This window comes from Paraliobacillus zengyii (assembly GCF_003268595.1).
Classification (GTDB): domain Bacteria; phylum Bacillota; class Bacilli; order Bacillales; family Amphibacillaceae; genus Paraliobacillus_A; species Paraliobacillus_A zengyii.
In genome coordinates this window covers 427,561-447,887 of the sequence record NZ_CP029797.1, presented here as the reverse complement: position 1 = coordinate 447,887, position 20,327 = coordinate 427,561, and the positions used below count along the sequence as shown (strand labels likewise).

Genomic DNA, 20,327 nt, shown 5'->3' with positions numbered 1-20,327 from the left:
ATTATTGCTACTAAAAAAAGTCCTTATCCGTATCGATAAGAACTTTTTTATAAATTATATTTCATTACAATCAGCGTGGTATCATCATGTCGAATTGGATCCATCGAATGTGAGAACAAGTCCGTTATCTTTGTAACATCTTTTTCCAAAAAATACTTATATGATAAGTCTTTCGAAGTTACACCATCGGAAAACATGACAAAAACCATATTTTCAGAAAATGTTTCATGTACTACTTTCAATTGACGAGGAAAACTACCTAAATATCCATTTTGGGGAATATTTCGTTTTTTCTCTGAATCCGCAGAAATCGTCATGATCCCAATATTACCAATAGAAGAATATGTGTATGTTTTTTCAATAAAGTTAATTTTAAGCACACCTAGTACAACACCGCGCTTGCCAATTAATTCTTTATTACATAATTTAATTAGTTGCTCAACAGTTGCATAATCATTATCCTCAATAATATCCATTACAGCTTGAGATGATTCTTTTGCCTGTTCGCCACTTCCTAAACCATCTGCAAGTGCACAAATAAACTCATTTTCTGTTTCTTTAAAATAGTAGCTGTCTCCACAATAATAATTACCTTTTTTCGCCTTTTGATAAACAGATAGTTGCATATGTTCACGTTGTTTCACTAGTAATGCGCCCCTATATCTTCAGCTTGAAGTGCTTCTCTTAACTTCTTTAAAGCTTTTCTTTGGATGCGCGAAACATGCATTTGGGAAATACCAAGCGTATCTCCTGTTTCTTTTTGACTTTTGTTATCAAAGTAAGTCAATTGTAAAATCTGTTGTTCTCTTTCAGTTAAGAGGGGTAAAACCTTTTCTAGTAACATTCGCTGATCTGTTGTTTCATAGGCGTCATCTTCATTACCTACTAGATCTAAGATAGAGACAGTTCCTCCATCTGAGTCTGCCTCGATTTTTTTATCAACTGAGAGCGCTCGATAACTTTGACCCATTTCCATCGTTTCTAATATTTCTTCATCCGACACCTCTAAATAGGCAGCAATTTCTCCAACAGATGGCGAACGTTGATTGTCCGTTGTAAGTTCCTCTGTTGCTTTTTTAATCTTCGGACCAAGTTCTTTGATTCGACGTGGGACATGCACACTCCATGTTTTATCTCTTATGAATCGTTTTATTTCACCTATAATAGTAGGTATCGCAAACGATTCAAATGATTTACCTAATGTTGGATCATACCGTCTGATTGCCGCTAATAATCCGAGCATCCCTACCTGAACAAGATCTTCATGTATCATACTATTCTTTGCATATTTACGAGCGATAGAATGAACAAGATTTTGATAGGTCAAGACAATTTTTTCTTGTATTTCTTCGTCTTTTGGGTTTTCTTGAAGATGCTTTATCCATTGGTAAACCTCATCCCCACGACTATTGTGTGGTTGAGATTTGGTCGTCATCTATTCCCACCTCATTCGTATGGACATACTTTGTCATAAGCACAATTACACCATATTCATTTTTAATCTCTACTTTATCCATTAATGCATCAATCAAAAATAGACCAAACCCGCCTTCTCGCAAATTCTCAATTGCTTCCGTTTGACGATATGGTCCTATCCCGTTTTTAACTTCCGCCAGGTTAAAACTACCGCCATGATCGGCAACCATAACTTCTAAACGGTTGTCATATACACCAAATCCTACTGTTACTTCACCTTCTTCTCGCTTGCTGTATGCATGCGTTGTAGCATTTGTCATCGCTTCAGAAATCGCTACCTTTAAATCTTCAATATCTTCATATGTAAAACCCATTCTATTAGCAATGCCTGAGATACTCAAACGTACAACACCTACATATTCCGCTTTTGCAGGTACCTTCATTTCAATGAAGTCAAAATATTCCATTAGTTCCCACCCCGTACAGTCGTTTCAATTGTAATGATGCTATCTAAACTTGTAATTTCAAATAATCGACGTACCCTGTCTTGTAGTTGTAATAACTTCAATTCACTACCGTACTCCTTTGTTGACTTCAACGCACTTATGAAGACACCAAGTCCAGTACTATCCAAGTAGTCTACTTTTTCTAAATCAACGATAACCATTACGTTAGCCTTTTGGGTTAGTGGAAGTAAAGCATCCTTTAATTTAGGAGCAGTATAGGCATCAATCTCTCCAGCTAATACCAGCGTCGTAGTTAAGTCTTCCTCAACTACTTGTATATCTAGGTTAATATTCATTATTTACCTCCATCATTAATTGTCTTCACTCTTTACCCTTTCAATTAAACCGTTAAACTATTTTTCGTAGAATAATTAATGTAAAATCATCCCTTAATTGGAAGTCTTGTACACGTTCAAAGTGTTTATAGACATGTTCTACAGCTTCTTGAGCAGGCAAGTGTATGTATTCTTTGATAACATCTAGGACTTCTTCACGTTCAATAAACCGATCACCCACACGACATTCCGACACACCGTCTGTCAATAAAATAATTCGATCATCTTTTTTAATGTGACGTTCAAATTGTTGGTATTTCGATTGATCTGTTGCCCCTAACACGAGACCTCTCGCCTCTATTTCCTCAAATTCACCTTTATCTGCATGGTAATAAAAACCTGGTTCATGACCGGCAGATGCATATGAAAAAACCGCGTCTTTCGGGTTATATAAGCCATAAAACATGGTAATGAACATGCTAGGATCAACATTACGTTCTACAACTCTATTTAAATTTTCTAAAATAGCGCTCGGATTACGCTGAGATTCCGGAAAACTATCCATTGAGTACTTAATCATCGACATCGCTAGCGCTGCTGGTATTCCTTTTCCAATAACATCTGCGACCGCAATTCCTAAAGAATCATCTTTTTTATCTGTAACAAAATGATAATAATCACCATTCATTTGATTTGCTGGAACACTAATAGCTCCAATATCAAGACCCTTTGTCTGCGGCTTAATAGTAGATAATAATGTTTGTTGCATGTTAGCTGCAACCGATATTTCCGAGTTTAATTCAGACTGTTTGGCTCGGAGGCTCTGAAATTCTTGATAAGCCAAACCATAAGAAATCATAGCCTCTAACAAGAAGTTTAAAGAGTCACTGATTTCTTTCTGTAAACTTGGATATAATTCTTTTAAAGCTTCAATATGCGTATTAATAATCTCTTCTGGAGAAATATTATGTTGCATGGATAACTTACTGAATTGTTCTGCACGATAAAGAGCAGTTTCATCCTTTGTAAGTAAATATTCTTTTAGTAATTTACGATAATCTTCCATATCAAGCTTAATTGTTTCCACTTAAGCACCCCCTAAACCTTTACGTATCCACTTGGATGTACGTATTTCTGTACCTACCCCAATATCTGATACAATATCAAACTCGTCCATTAATCGTCTTACACCAGGAAGACCAGCACCTAAACCACCTGACGTGGTATATCCGTCCTGCATTACCTGACTAATATCTCTTATTCCAGGCCCTTGATCTACAGCAACAATAATCAATCCTTTTCGTTCTAAATTATTTATAATTTCAAAACAAATCTTACCGGTTCCTGCATAGAGATAAATGTTTCTTGCAAGCTCTGAGATAGCTGTTGCTATGCGTGCTTGATCAACTGTACCGAATCCTACCTCTTTAGCCTGTTCACGACCTAGTTGACGCGCTCCAACAATATCCCATTCATTTTGTATGTTAACGCAGGGTTTGAAGTCCATTCATCAGTCCTCCAGTTCCTGGCGAAGTTTAATCAAGCCTTGTTCCAAGTCCAAAGCAGTTCGCACATCTTGCAAATGAATTCCTAAATCAATTAATGTCATGGCAACTGCTGGTTGGATGCCAGTTAATACAACTCTTGCTCCCATCAAATCGGACATAGTCACGACATCTCCTAGTACCTTTGCAATAAATGAATCGATAATATCTACAGATGTTAAATCAATCACTACCCCTGTGGCACCGCTTTTGTGTATTTTATTTAGAAGATCTTCTTGAAATTGAATCGCTGTTTGGTCATCCAAATCAGTTTGAATGGAAATAAGTAAATAGTTATGCAACTTTAAAATTGGTATTCGCACGGCACTCACTCCTTTTTAAGAGACCCTAATAACTTCTCAATATTTTGTTCCGTTTCTCCGCAGTTTTCAATTTTTCTGTCAGTCAATTCCAGTGCTGTCTCAAAACCTTTTCTTAATGAACTTTTCGTTGGGAATTTGCTTAAATCAATCCCTAAATTAACAATTGTTTGGGCTATTTCTGGACGAATTCCAACTAAAATACAAGTAGATCCAATTAAACGCACTGCTTCAGATGCTTGTATGATATGGTGCGCAACCATGGTATCTACAACTGGCACGCCAGTAATATCAATTAAGACAACTTCCGAATTATGCTTAATAACACCTTCCAATAAGTTTTCCATGATTAACTTAGCTCGTTCAGTATCAATTGTCCCAATTAAAGGCATTATAGTGATATTATTCATTACTGGAATGAGTGGTGCCGATAGTTCTTGCAATGCAACACGTTGCATCGAAACCGTATGCTCCCAACTACCTGAATACTCATTAACCAATCGATTAATAATTGGATCAATCCATCTATCGACCATATCTAAAACTGTTGAAAAGTGATCGGAATCTATTTTTTCGGATTGACTAAGAATAAAGTCAATCGTTACACGACGAAACGTCTGTAGACCATCTGTTAAGTAACTTAATGGCCAGCCAAGATTAACTAATCGTTCTGAGAAGTTATCTAATTCATCCGTTAGACCGCTTTTATCAACACTAGTAAAGATTACATTTACAAATTCTCTATTTGTACTTTGAAATAATTCATCTGATATTGCAGAGGTATAGTCAGATTTACGCTTTTCTGACACTTGTTCTAGCCAATTCTTAATAATTGTATCACTGTTATCAACAACAATTGCTTGTAATCTTCTGTGCATCTTATCTCCTCCGTATTGCTATCTTTTATCTAAACAAAACTATATATATAAGTAATTTATCATTGTTTGTCTAACAGTTCCATAATAACATACTTATTTGTCGTATTTTATGCATATTTTCTAATCGTCCTTTCCCTATCCTCTTTCCTATATAAAAAAGCTCTTGTCGATTTTAGACAAGAGCTTTTTTATTCTGTTCATCTGCGTTAAAAATCTGCTAGACCTAAACTGATTTCTAATGCTTTATCAATTTTTTCCATCATGTTATTATCTAGTTGCGTTATTTTGTCTGTTAATCGCTGTTTATCTATCGTTCTAATCTGCTCTAATAAAATAACAGAGTCACGTTCAAAACCGTATTTCTTTGCATCAATTTCGACATGCGTCGGCAATTTAGCTTTTTGAATTTGTGCGGTAATGGCAGCAACGATAACCGTAGGACTAAAACGATTACCTATATTATTTTGTAGGATCAATACCGGGCGTACCCCGCCCTGCTCTGATCCAACGACAGGAGAAAGATCGGCGAAATAAACTTCGCCTCTTTTTACAATCAACTGTTTACACCCCACTCACTAAGCGCTCAAGGGTGTTTTCTGCCTCCTCTTCAGCTTGAAAAGCTTCTGAAGCAATATTTAAATTAATTTTAGCCATTTCCATATAGCCTCTTTGCATGGATTCTCGAATATGTCTTTTTTTCTTCTCTCGTAAATACGATTTAGTTGCCTGATAAATAAATTCATTCAGATCACTGTTCTCATTCTTCATTAAACGGTCCACCTCATTAAGCAGATTCTTAGGTAATCGAACAACAATTTCTTGTGCGTTCTCTGACAAAACCATACACCTCCACCACATCTACAAGCCCATTTACTTTATCCACTATCTATCATATCATTGTGCAAAGTGCTTTGCAAAGGCATTTTTTTCACTTTTTTTAATTTTTATTATCCCTTTGAACCAAATGAAGCGCCCTTACTAAGATTTAAGCTTATAAAACTTCTTTCACTTATAATAACGAGGGATACGATTACTTAACATACAAGCTACTTCATAATTAATTGTATTTAAGTTTTCAGCCATTTCATCCATCGTTATTTCTTCATCTTGCATTCTACCTATTAATGTTACTTGTGTTCCAATAGGATATGCTTGATCTAATTTAACCATACATTGATCCATACATATTTTTCCGACAATTTTCATTCGTTTTCCTGCTATTAGCACATCTGTTCCTTGTAATTTACGGCGTAATCCATCTGCATAACCTAGTGGGATCGTTCCTATCCATTCTTCCTCTGTAGCAGTATAGGTCGCACCATAACTAACTGACATGCCCGGTGAAACTTTTTTTACATGTACTAATTGCGCATGTAATGACAGTGCTGGTTTTAAGGGAATTGGCTTTTCTTCTTTAACAACTGGCGAGGGATATAACCCGTATAAACTAATACCGAAACGCACATAGTCTAACATCTCGTCCGGAAAACGCATACTAGCAGCACTATTTCCAGTGTGCATCAACACGGGATTGGACCAGTTAGATTCAACAACTGTCCGTAATGATTCCCACTTATCCTTCTGTTCTTCATAATACGTTAGACTTCCCTCATCGGCAGTTGCGAAATGTGTAAATAATCCTTGAAAATGAATTCGTGGATCGGTCATTTCTTGTAAAATATCAACTAACGCTTCCGATTTTTGTACACCAATTCTTCCCATTCCGGTATCTAATTTCAAATGGACATCTAACTGTTCTGTAAAATCTTGTTGTTTTACTTGTTTAAGCCAATCTTTTTGATAAAAAGTAAGTGTTATTTTATATTTCGCTGCCGTTTCTACGTATTCAGGTGCAACCCTGCCTAGCACAAGGATGGGAGCAGTAATACCCGATTCTCTTAATCGAATCGCTTCTTCTAGTAAAGCTACTGCTAATGCTGAAGCCCCTGCTTGAAGTGCTGTTTTACCAACTTCCACATCTCCATGTCCATATCCATTTGCTTTTACAACTGCATAGACTTTTGTTGTAGGAGAGAGGCGTTTTTTGATTTGCTTCACATTATAGCGAATCGCCCCTAAATCAACATCTATCCAAGCAGCGCGGTATGATAATTGTGTCATGTCCAACTTCTCCTTTTATGTCTTTATTATTTACCTCCCGCTTTTCTGTGTCAACTATGATTTAAAAGAAATATGGAAGCCTTTATCATCAGCTCCGTTAAAAAAATAAAAGCAGAGCCTTACAAAAAGGTATCTGCTTCATTTCTATTAATTTTAATGAACGATTATTTTGTTGCTTGAGCGGTTATAGATGTCGCCACTTCAGTCATCTCTTCTTTCGTTAATGCCTCACTAGCCAAATAATAATCGACACCTTGATAGCTCCATTCTAATGCTGATGCAGTCTGTGCTGCGATGGTAAACCCTAAACTAACTGGATCTCCATTCACCATTTCAGGTTGCATCACAGATGTCTGATATACTTCTGGTTTCTCTTGAACTAGTGTGAAATCTTTATCACCTTGATAGGATAACATGACTCGCTTACCATTCTCTGTATCGACCTCTGTTGTTTCGGTTAATTCACTTCCTAATAATTCCGTTGGATATAAAACAGTTAAATCTTGATCCATATTTTCAACATCCGCGCTTACAGGTATTCCAAATAGACTGCTTGTCATATTATTTTCCATTTCAAACATATCATCAGGAAATTCAGGATCTAATTCGAAATTTGTAAACTCGACTTCGACTAATGCTTTTCGATCTTGATCTAACACTTTTACCATTACAGGTGTGTACGTTTTTTTATCGAAATAAATTTCTTGATACGGTAACGTACTATTATTTTGATAATTCGTTTTCGTCTCAAACACATAATAATTTTCAGTCGTCTTAAATACGGCATCCCCATCATTTAATATATCGGTTACAAGTGATTGATATAAATAGGGCTGACTGCTATTGGATGGCCAATCGCTTTGAAATTTAAAACTTTTGTTTAATGCAGGTGTCAACACAAATACACCATCATCATTTTTTAAAATAATTTGACTACCTTCTTCATCTTGGTCATTTTTTAGCAAAACACGATAATAGGCTTTCTTTTTATGCGCAATTTCAATCTCATAACTTTGCTCTTTCTCACCTGTTTGAAGACGCATGCTCGCTTGTGTCTGGTAGCCACTCATTTCTTCTAGACTCTCTTCTAATTTCGTCATCACATCTTCTTTTGACTTTTCTCCACAGGCAACTAACAACAGCATCGACACAAGTATGATTCCAACGCTGATACTTTTTTTCATGGTCACAGCTCCTTCGGCTCAAATCCAAGGACAAAAGGAATGACCGTACCACATTAAGAAAATGCACGAAACACGAAAGGAATTCCTTCGATTACATCTGTCGCAAGTAAATCATACGTACTATGGCTATCTTCCACAAGTAAATCAGCTGACTTCCCATGAATATAACAACTATTGGACAATGCTTCAGAAATAGTCTGATCTTGCATTATCATTGCCAAAATAATTCCGGATAAACAATCTCCGCTTCCACCTTTGGCAAGTCCTTGATTACCAGTTGTGTTTACCCATTGGTTACCAGACGGATCCGTTACGATCGAATATGTCCCCTTAAGAACGAGATGCAAGTGATATTTCTCAGCAAACTCTTTAGCGACCTTAAAAGGTGCAGCAACTACCTCAGCTATTGAACAATTCAGTAACATTGCCATTTCCCCTGGATGTGGAGTTAAGATTGTCGGGTAAGAGCGACTTTGCAAAATAGTCAAATCATCTTGGATGTGAGAAAGACCATCGGCGTCAACTAACACAGGGACCTTTGCTTCCCTTAAAACCTGTTTAGTAAATTCGCAGGTAGCTTTTTCTCTTCCCATTCCCATACCAATTGCAATCACGTCATAGTTACTGTCTTTTATTACATTCTCAGCACCAATCCAACCACCTTCAGCAGTTAAATCAATAAAGGTTGCTTCTGCACACTGTGATGCAATAGATGGGATTGCATCTTTCTTTGTCCCAATTGTTAGTAAACCTGTTCCTGCACGCAATGCAGCTTTTGCTGTCATCGTAACCGAACCAGGCATCAATCTACTTCCTCCTATGATCAGCCCTTTCCCGTGGCTTCCTTTATGAGCAAATCGATCCCTTTTAGGCAAAGTAGCTTTAACATCACATTGATCCCATGTACGTCTTTCTTGAACTTGTTCGAATGCATCAACCGGTAAACCAATTGATATGACTTCCCATTCACCATAATAAGAAGCATAGCCTGTAACGAAAGCACTTAACTTTGGTGCCTCAATTACACACGTATAATCTGCCTTAATTGCGACTTCAAAATCCAGATCATTCTCTGAAGGAACACCACTTGGAATATCAACCGATATGATCAGGTTTTGAGATGCATTTACTGAGGTTATTATTTCATTGTATGGATAACGCGTTTTACCATTCACACCAATACCAAGCATTGCGTCAACGATGACATCTGCCTCAGCAATCAATGTGTGGCTAGCCATAGAATAAGGATGAACAATGCCACTATATTGTTCGAAAACATTCTTATGGTATAGCGCGTCCCCTTTTATTTGATCATTAGTAACTAGTTGAATAACTTCGATCAAGTAGCCTTGATTAAATAATGTTCGAGCAATAACAAAACCATCTCCTCCATTATTTCCACTACCAACTAGAACTATTATTTTACTGCTTTTACTAGTATGTTTTTTTACCTTTTCAGCTATTGATCGTCCTGCGTTTTCCATCAGAATACACCCGTGTAATCCCTTTTCTTCCATCGCAATTCGGTCAACTTCGTACATTTCTTTTGCGGTAACGATCTTCAACTTATTCCCTCCTACCCGCACTAAAATATATGAGACAGCTTAGCCATTTATGCAAACTTGTCCAATTCTACTCTTGTATACTTTGCTCAATTACGACTTGAGCAATTGCATAAGTGTCACTATGTGATAGTGATAAGAAGACAATATTAGATGCGGTTGACTGTGAGATAATAAACGGAGCTCCTAACTCGTTTCTTCTAATTTCAATATCCTGAAAACCTAAACGGCCGATTCCTATACCTAGCGCTTTTGAGAATGCTTCTTTAGCAGCAAACCTTCCAGCTAAAAATTCAACTTTCCTTTTTTTAGTACGACATAATTCCCATTGCCCTTTTTCATTTGGCGTCAAACATTTATCTATAAAACGCGGTTGTCGTTCCATCATTACCTTTATTCTTTCTAAATCAACTATATCGACCCCTATACCCAAAATCATCTTCTATCATTCCTTTGCATATTGTATTGTTAGTATAACGGAATTCATCACATATTTACTAGAGGTTTTGATTGTGTATTCTTCTTTAGATGGTATATGATAGAAATGACGCACAAATGATAAAGGAGTATGACTATGTTTTTTCGTTCCGAAACATTTAAAGACTTTATAAGATTTTATCCAACTGTAACTATTATTATAGGCATCCAACTATTCGTTTGGCTCAATACTTTCTTCTCCACTCCACTAGGAGATTGGATTTTTTCATGGGGAATTGGTTGGAATGCAGCAATCGAAGCAGAACAATACTGGCGTTTTCTTACACCTATTTTCATTCATGACCCAAGCAGTATCATGCATATTTTATTTAACTCTTTCTCACTTGTTTTATTTGGTCCAGCACTAGAACAAATGTTAGGTAAATCGAAATTTATTTTTGTTTATTTATTTGCTGGAGTTGTTGGTAATATTTTTACCTATTTAGCTGAACCTGGATTAAACTATATGCATTATGGGGCATCTGGTGCTGTATACGGGTTAATTGGTTTGTACATTTACATGGCATTCTCGCGTAAAGATTTAATCGATCCGTCTAGTAGACAAATTGTTATTACCATTGGTGTGATTGGTCTAATTATGACATTTCTTCGACCAGGCATTAATATTTATGCGCATCTATTTGGCTTCATTGGTGGTTTGGCTTTAGGACCACTTGTATTAACAAAAGCAAAAACATTTACCTATCAGCAAATACGTAGACGAAAACCAAAAGGTGATTCTGTTTCATTTGATCCTAATCGTTGGAATAAGAAACGTTTTTCTCCGAATAAGAACGTAGGAGCGATCATTTGGGGAGTCATTATTGTACTTATTGTATTGGGAGTTATAGGTGGGTTATTTTAATTAAACCTATAATTAAATAAGCAAAAAGCCAACATGAAATTCATCATGTTGGCTTTTATATTATCCGCGTTTATTTGAGCCGCGTTTGTTTTGGAACTTACGGTTACCACCAGCACTAGCGCCACTTGGTTTACCTTTGCGAGATGAGTTGCGTTTATCTCCACCACGATAGCTATTACCGCCTTTTCCACCTTTTCCTTTGACACTTACTGGTTGAACAGATGTCAATGTAACAGGTGCTTGACGACGCTCTTTCGTCATCAATTTCAGCGCTGCTGCGATTACTGTAACAGAATCATTTTCTTCTAATAACGCTGCTGCAGTTTCACGATAATCTTGGATATTCTCTTTCTGAATCGTTGTTTCTAATTTTTCTTTTGTTAATTCTTGTTGACCACGACGAGCTTCATCAGAAGATGGCACTTGCATGCGTTTCATCTTACTCTTCGTAACCTTTTCAATTAAATGAAGGTGTGGCACTTCTCTTGGCGTAATAAATGAAATTGCTTCTCCACCTTTACCAGCTCTACCAGTACGCCCAATACGGTGTACATAGCTTTCTGGATCTTGTGGCACGTCAAAGTTATATACGTGTGTAACACCAGAGATATCTAATCCACGAGCAGCAACATCAGTTGCAACTAGAATTTCAATACGTCCGCTCTTAAATTTATTTAAAACTGACATACGTTTTCCTTGTGTTAAATCACCATGAATTCCCTCAGAACTGAAACCACGTGCTTGAAGTCCTTCTGTTACCTCATCCACTCTTTTTTTCGTACGACCAAAAATAATTGCCAATTCTGGTACGTGGATATCAAGAAGATTAGTTAACGTATCGAACTTTTGTCTTTCATTTACTTCAACAAAAAACTGATCAATATTTGAAACAGTCATTTCTTTTGTTTTCACTCTTACTTCTTCAGGATTCTTCATCAATGTAGAAGCAATATTTCTAATTTCTTTTGGCATTGTTGCTGAGAACAATAATGTTTGACGATCTTCTGGAATAGCTTTTAGAATATCACGGATATCCTCAATGAAACCCATGTTAAGCATTTCATCAGCTTCATCTAAAACAGCTGTATGCACATTTTTAATGTTAATCGTCTTACGTCGAATATGGTCTAATAGACGACCAGGTGTTGCTACAACAATATGCGGGCCGTCTTTTAATCCACGGATTTGGCGATCCATCTGTTGACCACCATAAATAGGAAGTGTGCGTACACCTTTAAATTTGGCTAAACGATGAATTTCTTCAGATACTTGAATTGCTAATTCTCTTGTAGGTGCAACGATTAATCCCTGAATCTTTCTTTCATCTACAGAAATTTTCTCGATCATCGGAATACCGAATGCAGCTGTTTTACCTGTTCCAGTTTGGGCTTGTCCGATCACGTCTTTCCCTTCTAAACCCAATGGAATAGTTTGTTCCTGAATTGGTGTTGCTTCTTCAAATCCCATTTGTTTAAGGGACTTCATAATTGGTTGAGATATACCTAGTGATTCAAATGTTGTCAATTTCTTTTCAAACTCCTTCTTTTTTGATCTCATATTTAGCACGTTATACACGTTAACAAGTTTTTTCGTATGTTAAGACGTTTCATCATGTGTAATTTTTAAATTTAATATGGTAACAATGGCTGCTTACCAGGTTATTGAAAACAACTTTAAAAGACAGACCCTTTTATATAGAACCGAATTCTTTGCTTTTATAATGAACAAAAGTAAAAATATAAGTCTAAAGCATCTTAATTCATTAGACGTTACAGTTGAAAGGGGTGCTTTCAATCAATGAATCATTAACGTGAAAAAAGCCTTCTTCCGCACTCGTGGGAATGGGCTTATTAGCGAGCACTCAATGGATTACTACATCTTACCATACTCTTCCCACTAATTCTACCTATAAACATGAGGATTTTCAATCATTTGCGCCATATATAAAAAAATCGTCTAAAAAAAATGATTAAATCATCTTTGAAAATTTTGGCTTATCCTTTGTAAATGTATTGCTATCGTAGAGTTCTTTTTATTTTTTGAATGAAGCCGACAAATTATACGTGATTCTACATTATCTTTACTAAGTTTATATATAAACAAAAAAATTCCCCCAAATCAGTTAAGTTGGGGGACAACTTTGTCTTTTTTTCTAAAAAATTTACAAACAGCTTTACTTAAGATATCTTTATCTTCACCTAAGCAAATTAAGTGCTTGGAATCAAAATAATAAATCACTTCTATTTCACTTGGAATTTCTTTATCTAGGTATTGGGTAGTCGTATATGGTACCACTCCGTCTTGAATGCCTTGTGCTACTAAAACAGGACAGGTGACGCTTTGTAAAAACGGCTTCGTAAACTTCATACATTTTACAAATTCAATATAAGCACGAAATGGTATGGCACCCTTTTTATGGTGATACTGTTGATACAAAAAATTATTCTCTAATTCACCAATCAGTTTATCTCTAATAAACTGACTGATATCAATAGTCAGTTGCTTCATATTCAAGTATTTACGTGATGGTGAAAGCAAGACTAATTTCGTCACATCATATTTGGCTGCAAGGTATGCTGCAATCATACCTCCCATTGAAAAGCCTACCAAGTATACACTATCTACTTTTTGCCTCAACTCAATAAGCGCTTCTTCAGCCTTTTCTATCCAATCTTGATAGCTTACTTTTTCTAAAGCTAATTCCTTACCATGACCAGGTAACGTTGGCACTTCAATATACCAATCCGTTTGACTTCGTAAATGATCAGCTAATGGTTCTATTTCATATGCTCCCCCGGTGAAACCATGAATACATAAACAACCAATCACTACTTATCCCTCTTCTCTATAAAATTGCCATTGCTATACTTTACCCTGAGTCAGAGGTTATCATTCCTCAAAAGTTGAAATCCATATAAAATGGGTAGGAGCTTACTTTATTCCTTTCATAAAGGAACCTATCCCCTTTATTATCGGTGAAACCTGCTGATACGTATTAGCCATCTGACCAACAGTATTTAACATTTTATCAAGATCCATTTGCCCGTCCTTATCTTGAAACATATGCATAAAACCCTTGGCTTGTTGACTATTTGTATCAGTAAACGAGTTTGATTCTGAATACCATTCAATCGGTTGGGCTGGCTTTGCAAAATACTGATAAGGTGAAATGTTTTGTGGTTGTTGAGGTGTTTGCACGTATGTTGTAGGTGATGGATAGTTTGCTTGCTGCTGTATCGTTTGATAGAATTGGAATGGTTGATTATAATACTTACCAGCATTTTGTCGATATAAAAACGGAGATGGTTTTCTTATAGGCATGTGAACAAACCCTTTCTTAAAAGTTATTTCATTACTATCATATGCCCATACCATTAATTCGTTCTATTATGCATAACGGCGTAATACATCCATTAATTTGTTCTTCTGAAATCCTAAGATCTTATTGTTATTAATAATTGCAACTGGTGTAGCGTATATTTTCTGTTCTTGCAACTCTTTCATGTAAGACTTGTTCTCTGTAACATTCTTTTGCTCAAAAGGCACATCTAGTTCTTCTAATAAATGAATCATTTCATTAGATTCTTTACAATCATTACTTACATATACCCGAATATTTTTCTCACCCATTTTTGCTCCTCCTTATTTTGTGCAATTCATGATGTTAACTTCTATGACAATATATGATTCCAGATACCTAAGAATTGAAACTTCTCTGTAATATGATAAAGGGACTTTTTTACTACTTTTTTAAGGTTACTGTAATAGTTACCCTTTAATCTGATGATTAAACTTTATTTTAATATTTTTTCTATAATAATTAGTTAAGTCTTTATGAATATAACCAATAGATTGTATCATTTGTTTGTTTCACTTTATGAAAACCTGATTTTTCAAGAACTCTTTTAGAGGCAATATTATCTGGATCTGATGTTGCTACTACTTGCTCTACTCCTGATTGTACAACTCCCCAATTGACCATTGCATTAGCCATCTCGGTTGCATATCCTTTTCTTCGTTGACTAGGAATTACACTGTAACCCAAGTCGATAATACCCTTTTCATTTGGACCACCTTTAAAGCCGATGTCACCAATTATAAGTTGTTTATCTTTAAGGATCACCATACCTTCCCAATCATTCACAGCAGGTGATTCTTTGAATTGTTGTATTTTATAAGGAAAAAACTGTTTGTAAACATCCATTGGCCACTCAGAAGATACATCATATGAAATTGCTTTTTCTAATTTGTCCCTACCTAATAATGCCGCTTCCATAATCTCCGGTGTTAATGTAATAATCAGTAATCTCTTCGTTTCAATATGTGGCATGATAAGTTCCCCCTAAACTCTAATAAACTCTCTTCTAATTATATTATATAGAGAATTATTTAACAAAAAGTTCCCTTGATTTTCTTGTTAATTTTGTTGCTTACTTATCGATTTCATTATTCCCTTTTTAAAACAATCTAAATAAAAAGCACTATCTTAGTAGATAAGTGCTTTTCGTCTAACATTTAATTATTCACGCCCATGTAATTCAAAGTACGTATTAGATTATTTGATTTGATCTGCATACATTCCTAGTTTTTTTAGCAATTGAATTGCTTGAGCCTTTTCTTCCTCTGTTAATCCACTTGTGATCGATTCAATTTGTTTCCAATGAGCAGGAAAAATTTCATTTAATAAGTCTTCCCCTTTCTTAGTAATTGCCGCATACGTAATTCGGCGATCACTTGCTGATGGGACGCGTTGAATGAATTCTTTTTTCTCTAATTTATCTACTACATAAGTGATGCTTCCACTTGCAAGTAAAATTTTATCACCTATTTTTTGTAGAGGTTGCTCTCCTTGATGATATAAAAGTTCTAGTACACCAAAATCCGTTGTGTTCAAACCATTTTTTCTTATATCATTTGCTACTTGATCTGAAACCGAACGATAAGCCTTTGATAATACAACAAATAACTTTAAGGAGGGATCTTCTTTTTTCTTGTTATATAATTCTTTCTTTTCATCCATCTGTGGGTCCCCCTCTTTCATAATTACATTAATTAAACTTTTTACTTATGAACTTAATTCTTTCTTCATTCTGAACTTGAAAAGAGTTTTCGACCTTAAAATAATTAATACCATTACCATTAAACTAATTGTAGGATTTGAAACGCTTTGTACTGTACAGAAAAATAATAGCACAATCCAAAGTAAAATAGTAATAGATATTCGATCAAAGCCTTTAGAAACTTGATTAATTTTCTCTTGTAACAAAAAATAAATCAATTCACGAGCTGCCAGCGCGTAAAATCCTAACTGAATTGGTATCCAAAAGCCTGTGTCCGCAAACAAAACCAATAAGGTTCCTGCAACTATTAGTAACAATAAACCTGGACAGTAGACCCATTTTAAAAACACACTTTCCCATTTATCCATTTGCCAAGGTAAACTATACAACAACTTATCTTGAAAAATGGATGTAAAGAAATTAACCGCTACTTGAGCATATAAAAAGCTACTAACTGCTATTCCAACCCCAAATACCCAATCATTATGAAAGCTTAACGCAATAAGCGTAATCAACGTTGATCCTAATCCTTTTATTACTTGTTCCTTGTGCTCTGTGAAATACAAAAAGCATATGCGATGATACACCTTATTTGAATTATAAATTGGAAATGGGTCTTTTAAACGTTTATTTCGAACTAAATGATGAAACATACCACGGCGTTTAGGTGGCTCTATCTTAATCATTGACATTTTCGAAATAAAAAACATATTCCATATAATCAAATCATTTGTTTGAATAATATCTTGCCAATTAACATGTTTAAAAGCTCGCTTCCATAACAAACGATTAACAAGCACAAGTATTAGACCTATACAACTGATTATATAGATTTGTGTAGAAATGAAAAATGCTAGTAAAACTACCGTACTTCCAATGAATCCACTTACCGGAATAGCCAACCATTTTATATACCAAGGTAATTGATATACAACCCATTGCGGTATGGTCATCAACCATTGGATAATTATAATGATACCCACCATAACAGACAAAAACTGCACTGAAAAGGGAGTTAGAAATGCTAACAATCCACCAGTTCCTATCATTGCCAAACTAAAATTAATATTTTTATTAAGAGCACAGAATAACCAGAGTCGTTCTTTACGATAAGGTAGCATACTTAACATGAATTCGGAACTAGAAAACAAGATACCAGATCTAGTAGAACTCATAGAAATTGGCCTTAATATAGAAAGAATAACAACCATTGTATAGTTAGATGAAACAACTTCTTCTATGGTAATAAAATAGCTTTCAAATTGCTGAAGTGTGTCATAAATAATCATTACCACAAACAATGCAAAAATGATTCCGTAAACTAATATTGTTTTGTCAAAAGCAACTCCAAAAGCCAACTTATATAGCTTTCTCTTTTTATTCGAACGGTTTTTTTGAACATGTCGATAGGCCTGATAAGCAGATGGAGGTATTATCATTATTCAAATCTCCTCTTTAGAATTTCGAAATCCTGCATATAACCACTGCCAACTACCTTACCTTGTTGTAGCATAATATACTGATCAGCTAGATCCTTCATTCGCTCTAGTTGATGTGACGTCAACAAAATTGCAGTCCCATTTTGAACTTTCTCTTTCATGACCTGTTGCAAAAAGTCTGAAGCATATATATCCAATCCCATAAATGGTTCATCAATCAACAGAAGGGGGACATCCGGTAACATAGCACATATTGTTTGAACTTTCTGTCGCATCCCTTTTGACAACGACTCTGGGTATTCATTTTGTTTATCAGCAATTTCCAACTCATTTAGATAATGCGCTATTTTTTGATAAAGCTTACCTTTATCCATTTGATAACTTTCACCATACAATTGAAAATGCTGCATCACGGTTAGCTCAGATAACAAGAAAGGTTCTTCCGGTATGTAAGCTAATTGCTGTTTAAACCGAACAAAGTCCTCTTTTTGAAACGTATCTTTTAATTTAATAACGCCTTCTTTTTTCTCTTGTAAACCTAAAATTGTTTTCATTATTGTTGATTTACCAGCGCCATTATGACCTACTAATGCCGTAATCGATCCTGGTTCTAATTGAAATGAAATACTTTCAAGAATTTTTTGTTGTTGAATAGACACAGAAACACCTTGAACTGTTAATGTCGACAATATCAGCGCCTCCTTCTCTATTCTTAACGTTTTATGTTGTAAAAACGTTCCCAACTACTTTAACGCTTTTTCAAAATAATAGAGTTCAGCTGCTTCCTTTTCTTCTCTTCTTGCTTGTACAAAACGGAAACCATTTCGTTTAAAAAGTTTTTGTGCGTATTGATTTTCCGCATAAGTATCGGTTGTTAAATGGTTTGCATTATGCTTCTTTGCTACTTTCTCAGCAAATTGAAAAAAATTATCCGCTAAGCCTTTCCCTCTTGCATTCGGATCAACAGCTAATCGCTTTACTGTTAATGCATGATCATGTTGACTCCAAGCAATTTCATCATATTCCTCATGCCCTCTTTTACTTATTGTGCAAACACCTAAAATTAACTCAGATTCCTTGTAGATGTATAACTCTTCTCGTCTTAAATCTTTTTGATAATCTGTAACAAGTGGATAGGTGTCGTTCCATTGAAAGCTTCCTTGTTCATTCATCATTTTAACAACACTTTTCACTACTAGCATAATTCCCTCCAGATCCTTTTCTGTAGCCAGTTGAATCATCTATATCCCCCCATTTTTTATCTATTCAAATATTGTACTATATTTTTGTTTGTTTTTTATATTTAATCTTTATCTATGTTATTTTCATTCTTTTAGAAGGCACAAAAAAAAGAACGAACCAATTTATTAGGTTCGTTCTTCTTAATTAAGCTAATTCTTTTTCTAGAAAGTCTGTTACCTGTTCAGGCGACTTCGTATGAGCACTATGTTGATGTGCAAGTTTTTTGCCATTTTGGAAAATTAGTAAGCTTGGAATTCCCATTACTTCATACTCTTCTGCAAGTCCTGCAATTTCATCACTATTCACTTCATACCAGTCATATTGCTTGTACTCTTCCAGGATATCTCCAATAAACATGTTCATTCGTTTACAGTCTGGACACCAATCTGCAAAGAATTTAATAATAACAGGTTTATCTGATTGAATTACTTGATAAAATTCTTCTTTTGTTTCTATAGCTTTCATGTTATTAGCCCCCTTCTTATCTCATTAATTTATCATGTATAAGATGGTAATCACAACGAATTAGGCTTGGACATCATTATATTCGACTCGACCTAATAAAAATGCAACAAACAATCCTAATGCAAAAGTCATAATACTTATAATTGTTCCCTGGAAAGTTGTTGGCCATCCTGGAAAAATGACAAATATTGAACCAATCACCAGACCAATAATGACAGCAAAGGTAGCTGTTGTATAATTTTCCAAAAAGTAATGAATCACTTTACTCATCACAAGAATACCCATGATAATACCTAATCCAACAACTGCTACGATATCCAGTTTAATCTCGCTTACTGCGTTAATTATCGTACTATATGCGCCAATAACTAGTAATAAAAAAGAACCACTAATACCAGGCAAGATCATGGCTGCACTTGCAATAAAACCTGCCATAAATAAAAAAACATATGTTGACAAGGTAATATCTGTTATTGGTGCTACTTCATCTGAACGAAAGAACAACATAGATGCAACAACCCCTACACCGATTATCAATAAGAAAAAATGATGTGCTTTAAATGTATATCTTGCTTCTGATTTACGTAATAGATAGGGAATAACACCAATTATAAGCCCTAAAAATGCAAATTGGGTTGGACCTGAATGGTGTTCAAATAAAAATTCTATCGTACCTGCCAATAAAAATATAGCTGTTACTATTCCTATCCCAAGTGGAATCAAAAAACCAAGATGTTTTCTCCAGTCCTTGCTAAAAAAACCGTTTATTGCTTCAATTAATTGATCGTATATACCAAGCACGACTGCAATGGTCCCGCCACTAACACCAGGAACGACATCACTTGCGCCCATCAACATACCACGATAAATATTTCTCCACTCCATGTTTAGTTTCTCCTTTTTTTAAAAAAGATCATGATACTTTTTGTATTATAGCAAAAGATGGGGAGGATGGATATATATCTTTTATTAA

Annotated in this window: 26 protein-coding genes; 1 reads left to right on the top strand and 25 read right to left on the bottom strand. The window is 35.3% G+C overall.

Features of this window, described 5'->3' with window-relative positions; all coding sequences use genetic code 11:
- Nucleotides 1-47: 47 nt before the first annotated feature.
- From DM447_RS02365 to acpS, 14 genes are all read right to left on the bottom strand, one after another.
- On the bottom strand, nt 48-644 hold the full coding sequence (locus DM447_RS02365) for a SpoIIE family protein phosphatase (RefSeq protein WP_112179734.1): 597 nt from the start codon (nt 642-644) through the stop codon (nt 48-50).
- The gene (sigB, locus tag DM447_RS02360) at nt 644-1,435 is read right to left on the bottom strand and encodes an RNA polymerase sigma factor SigB (RefSeq protein WP_112179733.1); all 792 of its coding nucleotides are present in this window, start codon (nt 1,433-1,435) and stop codon (nt 644-646) included. The genes DM447_RS02365 and sigB overlap by 1 nt, the downstream gene beginning before the upstream one ends.
- On the bottom strand, nt 1,407-1,883 hold the full coding sequence (gene rsbW, locus DM447_RS02355; protein WP_112179732.1) for an anti-sigma B factor RsbW: 477 nt from the start codon (nt 1,881-1,883) through the stop codon (nt 1,407-1,409). The genes sigB and rsbW overlap by 29 nt, the downstream gene beginning before the upstream one ends.
- Entirely contained in the window at nt 1,883-2,218 is a 336-nt protein-coding gene (locus DM447_RS02350; protein WP_112179731.1) for an STAS domain-containing protein, read from the bottom strand. Before DM447_RS02350 ends, rsbW begins: the two co-directional genes overlap by 1 nt.
- 52 nt (nt 2,219-2,270) lie before the next feature.
- On the bottom strand, nt 2,271-3,284 hold the full coding sequence (locus DM447_RS02345; RefSeq protein ID WP_112179730.1) for a PP2C family protein-serine/threonine phosphatase: 1,014 nt from the start codon (nt 3,282-3,284) through the stop codon (nt 2,271-2,273).
- Nucleotides 3,285-3,704 (bottom strand): anti-sigma regulatory factor, encoded by a 420-nt coding sequence (locus DM447_RS02340; RefSeq protein ID WP_112179729.1) that lies wholly within the window; start codon nt 3,702-3,704, stop codon nt 3,285-3,287.
- A 3-nt stretch (nt 3,705-3,707) separates the two neighbouring features.
- Entirely contained in the window at nt 3,708-4,064 is a 357-nt protein-coding gene (locus DM447_RS02335) for an STAS domain-containing protein (RefSeq protein WP_112179728.1), read from the bottom strand.
- A gap of 5 nt (nt 4,065-4,069) precedes the next feature.
- Complete coding sequence (locus DM447_RS02330; protein WP_112179727.1) at nt 4,070-4,939, bottom strand: RsbT co-antagonist protein RsbRA; 870 nt, start codon at nt 4,937-4,939, stop codon at nt 4,070-4,072.
- Nucleotides 4,940-5,145: 206 nt separating this feature from the next.
- Nucleotides 5,146-5,496 (bottom strand): type II toxin-antitoxin system PemK/MazF family toxin, encoded by a 351-nt coding sequence (locus DM447_RS02325; RefSeq protein WP_112182627.1) that lies wholly within the window; start codon nt 5,494-5,496, stop codon nt 5,146-5,148.
- Nucleotides 5,497-5,500: 4 nt separating this feature from the next.
- The gene (locus DM447_RS02320; RefSeq protein ID WP_112179726.1) at nt 5,501-5,782 is read right to left on the bottom strand and encodes a CopG family ribbon-helix-helix protein; all 282 of its coding nucleotides are present in this window, start codon (nt 5,780-5,782) and stop codon (nt 5,501-5,503) included.
- A 162-nt stretch (nt 5,783-5,944) separates the two neighbouring features.
- Complete coding sequence (alr, locus tag DM447_RS02315) at nt 5,945-7,060, bottom strand: alanine racemase (protein WP_112179725.1); 1,116 nt, start codon at nt 7,058-7,060, stop codon at nt 5,945-5,947.
- A gap of 164 nt (nt 7,061-7,224) precedes the next feature.
- Entirely contained in the window at nt 7,225-8,244 is a 1,020-nt protein-coding gene (locus DM447_RS02310; RefSeq protein WP_112179724.1) for a LolA family protein, read from the bottom strand.
- 53 nt (nt 8,245-8,297) lie between these two features.
- Complete coding sequence (locus DM447_RS02305; RefSeq protein ID WP_112179723.1) at nt 8,298-9,809, bottom strand: NAD(P)H-hydrate dehydratase; 1,512 nt, start codon at nt 9,807-9,809, stop codon at nt 8,298-8,300.
- Nucleotides 9,810-9,876: 67 nt separating this feature from the next.
- Complete coding sequence (acpS, locus tag DM447_RS02300) at nt 9,877-10,245, bottom strand: holo-ACP synthase (protein WP_112179722.1); 369 nt, start codon at nt 10,243-10,245, stop codon at nt 9,877-9,879.
- 135 nt (nt 10,246-10,380) lie between these two features.
- On the opposite strand from acpS, the gene DM447_RS02295 reads away from it, so the two are divergent.
- Complete coding sequence (locus tag DM447_RS02295) at nt 10,381-11,148, top strand: rhomboid family intramembrane serine protease (protein WP_112179721.1); 768 nt, start codon at nt 10,381-10,383, stop codon at nt 11,146-11,148.
- A 60-nt stretch (nt 11,149-11,208) separates the two neighbouring features.
- Here DM447_RS02295 and cshA read toward each other — a convergent pair whose 3' ends face one another.
- From cshA to DM447_RS02240, 11 genes are all read right to left on the bottom strand, one after another.
- The gene (gene cshA / locus DM447_RS02290; protein WP_112179720.1) at nt 11,209-12,672 is read right to left on the bottom strand and encodes a degradosome RNA helicase CshA; all 1,464 of its coding nucleotides are present in this window, start codon (nt 12,670-12,672) and stop codon (nt 11,209-11,211) included.
- 594 nt (nt 12,673-13,266) lie between these two features.
- Nucleotides 13,267-13,977 (bottom strand): alpha/beta hydrolase, encoded by a 711-nt coding sequence (locus tag DM447_RS02285; protein WP_112179719.1) that lies wholly within the window; start codon nt 13,975-13,977, stop codon nt 13,267-13,269.
- Nucleotides 13,978-14,079: 102 nt separating this feature from the next.
- On the bottom strand, nt 14,080-14,469 hold the full coding sequence (locus DM447_RS02280) for a YppG family protein (protein ID WP_157967362.1): 390 nt from the start codon (nt 14,467-14,469) through the stop codon (nt 14,080-14,082).
- Nucleotides 14,470-14,535: 66 nt separating this feature from the next.
- Nucleotides 14,536-14,778 carry a glutaredoxin domain-containing protein gene (locus DM447_RS02275; RefSeq protein ID WP_112179717.1) on the bottom strand — a complete coding sequence of 81 codons (243 nt, stop codon included), beginning with the start codon at nt 14,776-14,778 and terminating at the stop codon, nt 14,536-14,538.
- 202 nt (nt 14,779-14,980) lie between these two features.
- Entirely contained in the window at nt 14,981-15,478 is a 498-nt protein-coding gene (locus DM447_RS02270) for a GNAT family N-acetyltransferase (RefSeq protein ID WP_112179716.1), read from the bottom strand.
- 225 nt (nt 15,479-15,703) lie between these two features.
- Nucleotides 15,704-16,168, bottom strand: a complete 465-nt coding sequence (locus DM447_RS02265) for a MarR family winged helix-turn-helix transcriptional regulator (RefSeq protein ID WP_112179715.1) — start codon at nt 16,166-16,168, stop codon at nt 15,704-15,706.
- 45 nt (nt 16,169-16,213) lie between these two features.
- Complete coding sequence (locus DM447_RS02260; protein WP_112179714.1) at nt 16,214-17,647, bottom strand: hypothetical protein; 1,434 nt, start codon at nt 17,645-17,647, stop codon at nt 16,214-16,216.
- Entirely contained in the window at nt 17,647-18,336 is a 690-nt protein-coding gene (locus DM447_RS02255) for an ABC transporter ATP-binding protein (RefSeq protein WP_112179713.1), read from the bottom strand. Before DM447_RS02255 ends, DM447_RS02260 begins: the two co-directional genes overlap by 1 nt.
- Nucleotides 18,337-18,390: 54 nt before the next feature.
- Nucleotides 18,391-18,888, bottom strand: coding sequence for a GNAT family N-acetyltransferase (locus DM447_RS02250; RefSeq protein ID WP_112179712.1), 498 nt, complete (start codon nt 18,886-18,888; stop codon nt 18,391-18,393).
- A 145-nt stretch (nt 18,889-19,033) separates the two neighbouring features.
- On the bottom strand, nt 19,034-19,354 hold the full coding sequence (locus DM447_RS02245; protein WP_112179711.1) for a thioredoxin family protein: 321 nt from the start codon (nt 19,352-19,354) through the stop codon (nt 19,034-19,036).
- A gap of 60 nt (nt 19,355-19,414) precedes the next feature.
- On the bottom strand, nt 19,415-20,239 hold the full coding sequence (locus DM447_RS02240; protein ID WP_112179710.1) for a DUF368 domain-containing protein: 825 nt from the start codon (nt 20,237-20,239) through the stop codon (nt 19,415-19,417).
- Nucleotides 20,240-20,327: the final 88 nt, after the last annotated feature.

Bases quoted from the DNA above. Each gene is read 5' to 3' on its own strand.
- rsbW (WP_112179732.1), bottom strand. From the start codon at position 1,883: ATGGAATATTTTGACTTCATTGAAATGAAGGTACCTGCAAAAGCGGAA.
- DM447_RS02245 (WP_112179711.1), bottom strand. From the start codon at position 19,354: ATGAAAGCTATAGAAACAAAAGAAGAATTTTATCAAGTAATTCAATCA.
- DM447_RS02310 (WP_112179724.1), bottom strand. From the start codon at position 8,244: ATGAAAAAAAGTATCAGCGTTGGAATCATACTTGTGTCGATGCTGTTG.
- DM447_RS02250 (WP_112179712.1), bottom strand. From the start codon at position 18,888: ATGATTCAACTGGCTACAGAAAAGGATCTGGAGGGAATTATGCTAGTA.
- DM447_RS02340 (WP_112179729.1), bottom strand. From the start codon at position 3,704: ATGGACTTCAAACCCTGCGTTAACATACAAAATGAATGGGATATTGTT.
- DM447_RS02330 (WP_112179727.1), bottom strand. From the start codon at position 4,939: ATGCACAGAAGATTACAAGCAATTGTTGTTGATAACAGTGATACAATT.
- DM447_RS02320 (WP_112179726.1), bottom strand. From the start codon at position 5,782: ATGGTTTTGTCAGAGAACGCACAAGAAATTGTTGTTCGATTACCTAAG.
- acpS (WP_112179722.1), bottom strand. From the start codon at position 10,245: ATGATTTTGGGTATAGGGGTCGATATAGTTGATTTAGAAAGAATAAAG.
- DM447_RS02240 (WP_112179710.1), bottom strand. From the start codon at position 20,239: ATGGAGTGGAGAAATATTTATCGTGGTATGTTGATGGGCGCAAGTGAT.
- DM447_RS02265 (WP_112179715.1), bottom strand. From the start codon at position 16,168: ATGGATGAAAAGAAAGAATTATATAACAAGAAAAAAGAAGATCCCTCC.
- DM447_RS02295 (WP_112179721.1), top strand. From the start codon at position 10,381: ATGTTTTTTCGTTCCGAAACATTTAAAGACTTTATAAGATTTTATCCA.
- DM447_RS02270 (WP_112179716.1), bottom strand. From the start codon at position 15,478: ATGCCACATATTGAAACGAAGAGATTACTGATTATTACATTAACACCG.
- DM447_RS02280 (WP_157967362.1), bottom strand. From the start codon at position 14,469: ATGCCTATAAGAAAACCATCTCCGTTTTTATATCGACAAAATGCTGGT.
- DM447_RS02260 (WP_112179714.1), bottom strand. From the start codon at position 17,647: ATGATAATACCTCCATCTGCTTATCAGGCCTATCGACATGTTCAAAAA.
- alr (WP_112179725.1), bottom strand. From the start codon at position 7,060: ATGACACAATTATCATACCGCGCTGCTTGGATAGATGTTGATTTAGGG.
- DM447_RS02275 (WP_112179717.1), bottom strand. From the start codon at position 14,778: ATGGGTGAGAAAAATATTCGGGTATATGTAAGTAATGATTGTAAAGAA.
- sigB (WP_112179733.1), bottom strand. From the start codon at position 1,435: ATGACGACCAAATCTCAACCACACAATAGTCGTGGGGATGAGGTTTAC.
- DM447_RS02350 (WP_112179731.1), bottom strand. From the start codon at position 2,218: ATGAATATTAACCTAGATATACAAGTAGTTGAGGAAGACTTAACTACG.